Below are 10,530 nucleotides of genomic sequence, written 5' to 3'. Positions count from 1 at the left end.
CGTGAAAAGGGGGCGAGCCTGCCTACCCGCTCGATCCTCTCCCGCAAAGCTCAAACTGGTGACCAAGCGGCTTGTCGATCATCAGCCGCATCGACTACCCGACGCGGCGCACCTGCTGCCTGACCGATTAGGCCCCGCTGCGCCAAGGCAGCGGGGCCGTGGAGGCGACGGGCTTCGCCTTATTCGCCGTCGGTGACGTCTCGAACGACTTCAGGGGCCGTCGTCACGCTCGAGCGCCGGTCCTTGACGCGGAGATTGTTCTGTACGTGCTTCACGCCCGAGCAATCGTCGGTGATATCCTCGGCCCGCCGCTTGTCCTCGCGGCTGCCGACCGTGCCACTTAGTGTGACCTCCCCCGCAGCGACCGTCACTTCGATATCCGAGGCGTCGACGCGCCAGTCGTCGCTGAGGCGGTCAGATACGTCTTCGCGAATACGCTCATCCGACCGCGTGTAGCCTCGCGGACCGCGTCCGCGGTTATGCTCCACCTCGTCCATCTCGCGGCGGCGGCGTGCGTCATCGTCGCCGCCCCAAGCCTTGACCTGGTCTTTCGTGCGATCCCACCAATTGCGGTCGTCATCGCGGTCGTCACGCCAATCGCTCGGACCATATGCGCGACGCCGATCCGCTTCGCCGGTGCGTTCATAATCGTAGCCGGCGTACCCCTGTCCGTAGGTTGAGCCATACCCGCGCGATCGGCGACGACCGTAGCCCTCGTTGTAATCGTAGCCCCGCCCGTAGTCGCTGCGCCCATAAGTCGAGCCTTCGTCGAAGCTGCGACCTTCGCCGATGCCATAACCGCGATTTTCTCTTGAAAATTCTCGGCCGCCGCGATCGGCGGCATGGGTTCGATCATAGGGGGAATGATAGCGATTGCGATCACCGTAGCTGCGTTCGCCGGTTTGGCGGAAGCGATCCTCGGACCAATCCTGCCTGTTGTCGTCGTTTCTCCAGCGGTCGTCTGCCACGTCTCGCTCCCTTGGCTGATGTTGGTGTGCGCCGCTTAAGCGGTCGATTTGATAAATGACCGAGCGGATGAGCCGTTCCGTAATAAGAAATTGCGAACGTCAGTGACGCTCAAGCTTAAGCGTTACTGTTCGAATATTGATTGGCGTGGTCTTACCTACCCCGCATTACGCGGCTTCGAGAGCGCCGAACCTTTCTTCGGACCGGACGTTCACGAGAAATCCCAGGAGGAAACAATGTTTAAGCCCGAGGGCTATAATAGCCTTTCGCCGTACCTCATCGTCGATGACACACAGGCGACAGTGGATTTCATCAAGGCAGTCTTCGACGTTGAACCTGACGTGCCCCCTCTGGTCCCTCGATCATTATGAGAGCCCAGGGGGTTGATAAAGTCGTCCACGATGCACAGGATGCGGAAGCGTCGGCCCCACGACAGACTGTCGGCCACGAAGTCCAACGACCAGCGCTGGTTGGGGCCGTCCGGCAGGGCCATGGGCGCACGGGTTCCGGTGGCCCGCTTTCGGCCCCGTCGCCGTCGCACCGTCAGGCCTTCCACCCGATAGAGCCGGAACAGGCGCTTCTTGTTCATGCTGACGCCCTCCCGTTGCAACAGGATGCCCAGGCGCCGATAGCCGAACCGGCGGCGCTCAGCCGCCAGGCTGCGCAGGCGCTCGCGCACCTCCACGTCGCCCTGTTCAGGCTCGCGACGCACCGTCTTGGGATCGATCTGAACCAGCCCGCAGGCGCGCTTTTGGGAGAAGCCGCGCTCCGCCATCAGGCGAAGCACGGCCGCCCTGCGCGCTGCAGGCCCGATCAGTTTTTTCCCAGAAGATCCTTCAGCGCCGACACGTCCAACATCGATTCCGCCAGCAGCTTCTTCAGCCGCCGGTTCTCGTCTTCCAGCGTCTTCAGCTTCGTGGCGTCCGACACCGTCATGCCGCTGTACTTCGCCTTCCACCGATAGAAGGTCTGCTCGCTGATCCCGTGCCCCCGACAAACCTCCGCTGTCGGGCTTCCGGCCTCCTGCTCGCGCAGCACGCCAATGATCTGCGCCTCGTTGAACCTGCTCTTCTTGGCTGCTTCACGCCGCCCTTCGGGTCACGTCCGTCTCCTTGATGAAACGGACTCTCACTCAAATCGAGGGATCAGGAAGGGGGCACGTCACAAGGTCGCGTACTCGCTTGGCGACCTTGAGTTGCTGTCGGATCGCCCAGATGTGCTTCGGCTTCAACGGCGCCTTGGGGCCGATTAGACGGCCCGCGTTCCAAGGCCGACGAGGGATGATGAAAAGGTCAGACTGGCGCATGGCCAACCTCCCACGGATGGCCTCCCTGCCTGGGCAGATTCTACTCCTGTTTCGTCAGGCCTGCGCCAGCCGACGTTGGCAGAGGCCCCGATTTCAGACATTGTGCCAGCAGACCACGGGGGGGCAGGAAATGTCCGGGTTCACCGACGAGGAACGCCGCGCCGACGTCGCGCGGAGAGCCGCTGAAGAAGCACGGCGCGACGCCAGCAAACGAAACGCTCAGACGTACCGGCCGGGAGCCAAACACCCTGTCTGCATGATCTGCAATCTGCAGTTTCCATCCCATCAAACGAGCACACCTGACACGCCCATCTGCTTGTCCTGCTTCTAGGCCCCAAATGCGCCAGAAGCGGTCCTTGCTTGGCTGCCTAAAAGCGGACGTCCAACCGGCCACGGCCTTCACGCCCGCTTTCGACCCGTTGCGGACATAGTTAGATCAGTTCAGGTATAGATGGCTTATGACCACCACCACTCCAACGCGGGATGCCGAAGCTACCCGACACGCGATCCTTCGGGCTGCGCTGGACCTCTTCGCTGAGGAGGGTTTCGAGGCAGTCGGAGTCCGCTCGATTGGAGCGCGCGCGGGCGTCGATTCTTCGCTGATCAGCCGATACTTCGGTGGAAAGGACGAGCTTTTCGTCGAAGTGATCAAATCTGGGAGCGTGAACTGGCAGCGTCGCTGGGGAGATCGTGAGAGCTTCGCTGAGCGCGTGACGGATGATGTTCTGGCGGTTCCAAATGGCGGAAGGGTGCTGCGCGACTTGCTCGTTCTGATGCGCTCCGCTGGATCAGATAAGGCCAAACGCCTCATCGATGAAGCGTTGGGTCACCAAGGCTTTCGCGACCTTGAAGCATGGATCGGGGGCGAGGACGCAGATGTCCGTGCGCGCCTGCTTATGGGCTTTCTCGCCGGTATGGCCATCACCCGCGATCTGAACAGTAAGTTTGACCTCAGTCACGAACGCGCCGTCGTAATGCGCGAGCAACTCCGTTCAGCGGTTGCTGCCTTCCTCATGCCAGCGACTTGAGAACGCCAGTCCGCTTTCCACCCGTTCCGGACGTTAGGACGATCGCGGCCCCTGGGTCGGCAGAGCGCCAGCAGCGGACATGGGCACTTGGCCCGGAAGCGGAACTCTGATCGTGGGCAGATCGTTGGCTAGCGCCGTTCAAGGCTGGAAAGCGCCTGCTCCTCCCGCGACGAGAAGGATCACGGGGGGCGCCAGCTTGCTTTTCCAGAGGTAGGTCGCTGCGAGCGCAGCCAGCAGGATCGCGGTCGTCGCCAGTCTTCGGTCCGCTTCCGACAGCAGGCCCCCGAGGAGCTGTCCCACTGTCACCGCGATCAGACCGACGACCGCCGCCGTCACCCCTTCCAGAAAGGCGTGCAGGCGCCGGTTCTCGAGAACCGCCTCGAGCCGGTCGTAGAAGATCAGCGAGAAGGCGAAGGCGGGCAGGAAGACACCCGCCGTAATCGCGACGGCGCCGGATGGTCCGCCCGCGACATAGCCGACAAATGTCGAGAAGATGATCAGCGGCGCCGGCAACACCCCGGACAGCGCCAGGCCGTCCAGGAACTGGGCGTCGCCCATCCAGCCCTGTCGTGCGCTGTCCGCGCGCAAGAAGGGTATGGCGGTGTAGGCGCCGCCGAAGGTCAACAGGCCGGCTTTCAACCCGGCCAGGAACAGCACCCAGGCCGCGACGTCGCCGGGCCGCGAGACTGCGCTTCCATGGAAGACCACCGACGAGCTCGCCTCGGAGTTCAGGACGAGCCCGGCGCCCAACGCCACGCCGGCCAGGGCCAGGCAAGCGGCCGAAACCCGCCGGCCGGACCGCGCCAGCGCATAGACCGCGCCGCCCAGAGGCAGAACCAGCCAGAAGCTTACGCCGGCTGCGGACGCCGCCGCCGCTCCTGCCGCGACGCCCCACAGCCATTTGTCCTGAAGCCCATGCGCGCCGATGCGGTGGACGGCCCTGATGATCAACGCCACCACCGCGGCCTGCACGCCCATCAACGCCGCGCCGACCCAGCCGCGCTCGAAGTCGATCCGAAAATAGAGCCACGACAGCGCCATCATCAGCACGAAGCCGGGCAGCATGAAGCCCAGGCCCGCCAGCAGCCCGCCCAGCCGTCCGCGGGCCCTCATGCCCAGGTGCACGCAGAGTTCGTGCGCTTCCGGCCCCGGCAGAACCTGCATCACCGCCAGCAGTCGGTTGAAGCGCGCCGACGACATCCAGCGCTCTTGGTCCACCAGCTCGCTCCGCAACATGGCGATCTGCGCGACCGGCCCGCCGAAGGCGAACAGGCCAAATCGCAAGAAGCGCAGAAAGAGCGCGCCAAGGCTCAGGGCCGGCGGACCAGGCTCTGTCAGTTCGGGCTCGGCTTCAGCCATGGGTCGCTCCGCGCCTCTCGCAGGGGATTGGGACGACCGCCTGTCCAGGCGACCGCGCCAGCCCGGACGGGCATCTAGGGCGATTTCCCGCCCGGCGTCCATGGCGGCGGCTGTCGCGTCGTTGCGTCGTTCGAGGCGGTCGCCACGCATCGGGCAGGTTGCCTCCCGTCGTCCTCCTCGCCACAAGGGTCGGGTCATGATTTCGATGAAAACGCGGTACGCGCTTCAGGCCCTGATCTTCCTTGCGCAGCGGTCGCCCACGCCCGCGCCCATCAGCGTCATCGCCCAGGGATCGAAGGCCCCGCGCAAGTTTCTCGAAGCGATCCTTCTGGAGCTGAAGACCGACGGCGTGCTTGTCAGCCGGATGGGCCGCGCCGGCGGTTACGGACTGGCGCGATCCGCATCGACGATCACGGTCGCGGACGTGCTGCGCTGCCTGGACGGGCCGCTGGCCCTGGCGCCCTGCGCGGCGCGCAACTCGACCCGCACCTGCCCGGGGTGCGAAGACGTTCGCACCTGCGCGATCCGGCCCGCACTCAAGGCTGCGCGAACGGCCGTCGCGGAGGTTCTGGAGAACCGCACCATCGCCGATCTGGCGAAGGTTCCCGCGGCTCTCGAAGAGTTCAGCTAGGATCACGTTTCAGAAATCCTCTCCAAACTCCCCCTTGGCAGATAGGCGTTTCTGCGGTCCCTTGCGGATCACAGGCAGGGAGGACTGACCGTGTTTCATCGTCGCGGACTGCTCATGGGGGCCGGCGCCCTCACATTGGCGGCGTGCTCGCCGCGCGGCGGGGGCGAAGGGGGCGCGTCCCTGCTCAACGTCTCCTACGACCCGACGCGCGAGCTCTACCGCGCCTACAACGGACTGTTCGCCACCCATTGGCGGGATACGGGCCAGGGCGCCGTCAGCGTGGAGCAATCCCACGGCGGGTCGGGCAAACAGGCGCGCGCCGTCATCGACGGCCTTCAGGCCGATGTGGTCACCCTGGCGCTGGCGGCGGACATCGACGCCATCGCCGAGCGGGGCCTGCTGCGGCGCGGATGGGCCGACAGCCTGCCCGACAACGCCTGCCCCTACACCTCGACGATCGTCTTCCTGGTCCGCAAGGGCAATCCGAAGAACATCAAGGACTGGCCCGATCTGGTGCGGCAGGGCGTGGAGGTCATCACGCCCAATCCGAAGACGTCGGGCGGCGCGCGCTGGAACTATCTGGCGGCCTGGGGCGATGCGCTCCGCCGGCCCGGCGGCTCCGAGGCGACGGCCACCGCCTATCTGACGGAGCTGTTCCGCCATGTGCCCGTGCTGGACACGGGCGCGCGCGGCGCGACGACCACCTTCGTGCAGCGCGGGATCGGCGACGTGCTGCTGGCCTGGGAGAACGAGGCCTTCCTGGCGGTCGAGGAGCTGGGGCCGGACAAGGTCGATATCGTCGTGCCCCCTTCTCCATCCTGGCGGAGCCGCCGGTGGCCGTGGTCGATAAGGTCGTCGACCAGAAGGGCACGCGCGCCGTGGCCGAAGCCTATCTGAAGTTCCTATACGAGGAGCCTTCCCAGGTGCTGGTGGCGCAGAACTACTATCGTCCGCGCAACGCCGCCGTGGCCCAGCGCTTCGCTAGCCGGTTCCCGCAGCTCGAACTGGCCACGATCGGCGACTTCGGCGGCTGGCCGGAGGCGCAGGCCAAGCATTTCGCCGACGGCGGCGTGTTCGACCGGATCTACCAGCCGAGCGGCGCGTGACGGCCGTTCCGCTGTCCCGTCGATGGCGTTGGAAGGAGCCGAGCGTCCTGCCCGGCTTCGGCCTGACCTTCGGCTTCACCGTCCTGTATCTGTCGCTGATCGTGCTCATCCCTCTAGCCGCGCTGGTCGTGCGGCCATGGGAGTTGGGTCCGGCGGGCGTGTGGGAGGCCGCGACCAACCCGCGCGCCCTGGCGGCGCTGCGTCTCAGCTTCGTCGCCGGCGGCCTGGCGGCCCTGATCAATGCGGTTATGGGCCTTGTGCTGGCCTGGGTGCTGGTCCGGTACGATTTTCCGGGCAAGCGGATCATCGACGCGCTGGTCGACCTGCCGTTCGCCCTGCCGACCGCGGTGGCGGGCATCGCCCTGACTGCGCTCTATGCGCCCAACGGTCCCATCGGGTCCGTCCTGACCGACTGGGGCGTGCGCGTGGCCTACACGCCGCTGGGCGTGCTGATCGCCCTGATCTTCGTCGGTCTGCCCTTCGTCGTCCGGTCGGTCCAGCCCGTGCTGGAAGACCTTGACCACGAGATCGAGGAGGCCGCTGAGACCCTGGGCGCCACGCCGTTCCAGCGGGCGCGGCTGGTGGTCCTGCCCGCCCTGCTGCCGGCGCTGATCTCGGGTGCGGGCCTCGCGTTCGCCCGGGCGGTGGGCGAGTACGGCTCGGTCATCTTCATCGCCGGCAACATGCCGCAGAGGTCCGAGATCGCCCCTCTGCTGGTCGTCATCCAGCTGGAGCAGTTCAACTACGCCGGCGCGGCCGCGATCGGCCTGGCGATGCTGGCCTTGTCCTTCCTGATCCTGCTGACGCTCAACGGGCTCCAGGCGGTCATCGCGCGCCGGGGCCGGGCATGAGCGCCGTCCGCCGTTCCCCGGTTCGCGGCCTGGCGCCGCTTCTGATCGGCGTCGCCCTGCTGTGGCTGGCGCTGGTCGTGCTGCTGCCGCTCGGCATGGTGTTCGCCGAAGCCTTCCGGCGCGGACTGGACGGGTTCCTGGATGCGTTCAGCGAGCCGGACGCCTGGTCCGCGGTGCGGCTGACCCTGCTGGTGGCCGCGATCTCGGTGCCGCTGAACGCGCTCTTCGGCCTGGCCGCCGCCTGGTGCATCACCCGTTACGAGTTTCGCGGCAAGGCGTTGCTGACCACCCTGATCGACCTGCCCTTTTCGGTGTCGCCGGTCATCTCCGGCCTGGTCTGGGTGCTGTTGTTCGGCACGGCCGGATGGTTCGCGCCGCTGCTGGACGCGCTGGGCGTGCGGGTCATCTTCACCGTCACGGGCCTGGTGTTGGCGACCATCCTGGTCACCCTGCCGTTCGTGGCGCGCGAGCTGATCCCGCTGATGCAGCAGCAGGGCGCCGACGAGGAGCTGGCGGCCGTGACGCTGGGCGCCGGCCCGTGGGCCATCTTCTCCCGCGTCACCCTGCCGAACGTGCGCTGGGCGCTGCTGTACGGCGTGCTGCTGTGCAACGCCCGCGCCATGGGCGAGTTCGGCGCGGTGTCGGTGGTCTCGGGCCATATCCGGGGCCTGACCAACACCCTGCCGCTGCACGTCGAGATCCTGTACAACGAATACGACTTCGTCGGCGCCTTCGCGACCGCCACGGTGCTGGCGAGCCTGGCTCTGGTCACCCTGCTGATCAAGAGCCTGCTGGAATGGCGTTTCGCCGACGAACTGGCCGCCACGAGGCGACACTAGAATGCCCCTGTCCATTCAGAACCTGACCAAGACCTTTCGGGGCTTCACCGCCCTGGACGCCATCGCCCTGGAGGTCGGCGAAGGCGAGTTCCTGGCGTTGCTCGGCCCCTCGGGCTCGGGAAAGACCACCCTGCTGCGCATCATGGCGGGGCTGGACCAGCCCGACGCCGGCGCCGTGGCCTTCGACGGCGAGGACTTCCTGGTCCAGACCCCGAGGCAGCGCCGCGTCGGCCTGGTGTTCCAGCACTACGCCCTGTTCCGCCATATGACGGTGGCCGACAACATCGCCTTCGGCCTGAAGGTGCGGCCACGGGGACAGCGCCCGTCCAAGGCGGACATCGCCGCGCGGGTGTCGGAGTTGTTGCGACTGGTCCAGCTGGAGGGGCTGGAGAAGCGCTATCCAGCCCAACTGTCCGGCGGCCAGCGCCAGCGCGTCGCCCTGGCGCGGGCCCTGGCCATCCAGCCGCGCCTGCTGCTGCTGGACGAGCCCTTCGGCGCGCTGGACGCCAAGGTGCGCCGCGAGCTGCGCCGCTGGCTGCGCCACATCCACAACGAGACCGGCGTCACCACCGTCTTCGTCACCCACGACCAGGAAGAGGCGCTGGACCTGGCGGACCGTGTGGCCATCCTGAAGGACGGCCGGATCGAGCAGGTCGCGACGCCGCTGGACCTGTATCAGCACCCGGCCTCGGCCTTCGTGCACGACTTCCTGGGCGGGGCGGTCCACCTGCCGGGCGAGGTCGTCGATGGCGTGCTGGCGGTCGACGGCTGGCGCGCGCCCGCGCCCGACGGGTCGCCGGTCGGCCCGGTCGTGCTGGCGGTTCGCGGCGAGGATCTGATCCTGTCGGACGGGTCTGGAGACCCGGGTTCTGACGGTCAGCCCGCGCGGTCCCCGCTCCCGAGTCGGCATCGAGATCGAGGGCCAGGCGCTGGATCTCGAGCGCCCCGCGCACGACCCCATTGCCCAGCTCGCCGTCGGCCAGACCGTGCGGCTTCGACCCGACCTCATCCACCTGTTCAAAGAGTGAAGCGTGCGGGGCGCGAAGCCGCGCCTTAATTTCCTACAAACTCGATAGATCAACGAGGCCGCCATGCGTCTGTTTTCGATCACCGTGTCCGCCGCCGCCCTGCTGGCCGCGCCCGCCCTGGCGCAGTCCGGGGACGGCCCCCTGACGTTCAGCGGCAGCGCCCGCATGCGATATGAAAGCCTCGGCGGCCAGTACCGCCCCGGCCGCAGCGCGACGGACCAGTTCCTGTCGACCAGGCTGTCGCTCGGCGCCGAGCTGGACCTGGGCGCGCTGTCGCTCGTCGGCGAACTCGTCGATGCGCGGGGCTGGAAGGCGGACGAGGGGGGGCAGCCTGTCGAGCTCCGAGGTCAACACCTTCGACATTCCCGTCCTCCACCTCCGTTACGACGCGGAAGGGTGGCTGGGCGACGGCTCAAAGACGGAGGTCCGCCTCGGCCGCTTCTACCTGAATCAGGGCTCGCGTCGGCTGGTCGCGATCAGCGCCTATCCGAACGTCACCACCGCCTTCACCGGTGCCTCGATCGACTGGAAGCGCGGCGACGACGCCTTCAGCGCCTTCTACACCCTGCCTCAGAACCGCCTGCCGTCGGACCTGCCGGCCCTGCTGGACAACGACCACGACTGGGACGAGGAAAGCGGCGACCTGCGCTTCTGGGGGTTGTTCTACACCCGCGGCAAGGCGATCGGCGACGCGACGGTCGAGGCCTATCTCTACGGCCTGAACGAGGAGGACTCCGCCGATCTGCCGACGCGGAACCGCGACCTGTGGACCGTCGGCGGCCGCATCGTTCGCGCCCCGGCCAAGAAGGCCTGGGACGCCGAGCTGGAAGGCGCGTGGCAAGGCGGCTCGGCGCGCAACTCGACCGCCGCCGCCGATGTGACCGACCTCGACGTCCGCGCCTGGTTCGTCCACGCCGAGGCGGGCTACACCTTTGACGCCCCCTGGAGCCCGCGCCTGGCGCTGATCTACGACATCGCCAGCGGCGACAAGGATCCGACCGACGATGCGGTCAACCGCTTCGACCCGCTGTACGGCTCGCGCACCGGCGACTTCGGCCCGAGCGCCCTCTACGGCCCGCTGGACCGGTCCAACATCAGCGCGCCGGGCGTGCGGGTGCAGGTCAAGCCCAGTGACCGGCTGGACGGCTTCGTCTCCGCGCGCGGCCTGTGGCTCCAGCAAGCCCGCGACAGCTTCGCGCGCACCGGCGTGCGCGACAGCGCGGGCGGCTCCGGCCGCTTCGCCGGCTATCAGCTGGAGACCAAGGTGCGGTACTGGCTGGTTCCCCGGTCGCTGCGGCTCGAGATCAGCGGCGCCGTCCTGTTCGACGAGGGCTTCCTCCGCGACGCGCCGAACGCCACGGGCCTGGGCGACACGGTCTATGGCGCCATCGACATCACCAAGACCTTCTGATCCAA

8 protein-coding genes and 2 pseudogenes are annotated in these 10,530 nt (G+C 67.2%); 7 read left to right on the top strand and 3 right to left on the bottom strand.

Annotated elements, in window-relative coordinates:
• Nucleotides 1-179: 179 nt before the first annotated feature.
• Nucleotides 180-968 (bottom strand): BON domain-containing protein, encoded by a 789-nt coding sequence (locus MU852_RS06205; protein WP_249751462.1) that lies wholly within the window; start codon nt 966-968, stop codon nt 180-182.
• Between the two features lie 389 nt (nt 969-1,357).
• Nucleotides 1,358-2,013: pseudogene (locus MU852_RS06200) on the bottom strand (transposase); the annotation flags it as partial.
• Nucleotides 2,014-2,730: 717 nt separating this feature from the next.
• Between MU852_RS06200 and MU852_RS06195 the strand changes: the two are divergent.
• Nucleotides 2,731-3,300, top strand: a complete 570-nt coding sequence (locus MU852_RS06195; RefSeq protein WP_249751461.1) for a TetR/AcrR family transcriptional regulator — start codon at nt 2,731-2,733, stop codon at nt 3,298-3,300.
• A gap of 138 nt (nt 3,301-3,438) precedes the next feature.
• Here the strand turns inward: MU852_RS06195 and chrA are convergent, their stop codons facing one another.
• Entirely contained in the window at nt 3,439-4,659 is a 1,221-nt protein-coding gene (gene chrA, locus MU852_RS06190; RefSeq protein ID WP_283843801.1) for a chromate efflux transporter, read from the bottom strand.
• 205 nt (nt 4,660-4,864) lie between these two features.
• On the opposite strand from chrA, the gene MU852_RS06185 reads away from it, so the two are divergent.
• The 6 genes and pseudogenes from MU852_RS06185 to MU852_RS06155 all read left to right on the top strand — a co-directional run bounded on the left by MU852_RS06185 (nt 4,865) and on the right by MU852_RS06155 (nt 10,525).
• Complete coding sequence (locus MU852_RS06185) at nt 4,865-5,290, top strand: RrF2 family transcriptional regulator (protein ID WP_347342354.1); 426 nt, start codon at nt 4,865-4,867, stop codon at nt 5,288-5,290.
• 114 nt (nt 5,291-5,404) lie between these two features.
• Nucleotides 5,405-6,396: pseudogene (locus MU852_RS06180) on the top strand (sulfate ABC transporter substrate-binding protein).
• Nucleotides 6,393-7,247, top strand: coding sequence for a sulfate ABC transporter permease subunit CysT (gene cysT / locus MU852_RS06175; protein ID WP_249751459.1), 855 nt, complete (start codon nt 6,393-6,395; stop codon nt 7,245-7,247). The pseudogene MU852_RS06180 and the gene cysT overlap by 4 nt, the downstream one beginning before the upstream one ends.
• A complete protein-coding gene (gene cysW / locus MU852_RS06170; RefSeq protein WP_249751458.1) occupies nt 7,244-8,086 on the top strand; it encodes a sulfate ABC transporter permease subunit CysW in 843 nt (280 codons plus the stop codon). Before cysT ends, cysW begins: the two co-directional genes overlap by 4 nt.
• A 1-nt stretch (nt 8,087) precedes the next feature.
• Nucleotides 8,088-9,143, top strand: a complete 1,056-nt coding sequence (locus MU852_RS18155; protein WP_430641199.1) for a sulfate/molybdate ABC transporter ATP-binding protein — start codon at nt 8,088-8,090, stop codon at nt 9,141-9,143.
• Nucleotides 9,144-9,409: 266 nt separating this feature from the next.
• A complete protein-coding gene (locus MU852_RS06155) occupies nt 9,410-10,525 on the top strand; it encodes an alginate export family protein (RefSeq protein ID WP_249751457.1) in 1,116 nt (371 codons plus the stop codon).
• The last annotated feature ends 5 nt before the right edge of the window (nt 10,526-10,530 follow it).

The sequence above is a fragment of the Brevundimonas albigilva genome (genome assembly GCF_023503965.1).
Classification (GTDB): domain Bacteria; phylum Pseudomonadota; class Alphaproteobacteria; order Caulobacterales; family Caulobacteraceae; genus Brevundimonas; species Brevundimonas albigilva.
This window is presented reverse-complemented; position numbering and strand designations above follow the sequence as displayed.

Bases quoted from the DNA above. Each gene is read 5' to 3' on its own strand.
- MU852_RS06195 (WP_249751461.1), top strand. From the start codon at position 2,731: ATGACCACCACCACTCCAACGCGGGATGCCGAAGCTACCCGACACGCG.
- chrA (WP_283843801.1), bottom strand. From the start codon at position 4,659: ATGGCTGAAGCCGAGCCCGAACTGACAGAGCCTGGTCCGCCGGCCCTG.
- MU852_RS06185 (WP_347342354.1), top strand. From the start codon at position 4,865: ATGAAAACGCGGTACGCGCTTCAGGCCCTGATCTTCCTTGCGCAGCGG.
- cysW (WP_249751458.1), top strand. From the start codon at position 7,244: ATGAGCGCCGTCCGCCGTTCCCCGGTTCGCGGCCTGGCGCCGCTTCTG.
- MU852_RS18155 (WP_430641199.1), top strand. From the start codon at position 8,088: ATGCCCCTGTCCATTCAGAACCTGACCAAGACCTTTCGGGGCTTCACC.
- MU852_RS06155 (WP_249751457.1), top strand. From the start codon at position 9,410: ATGCGCGGGGCTGGAAGGCGGACGAGGGGGGGCAGCCTGTCGAGCTCC.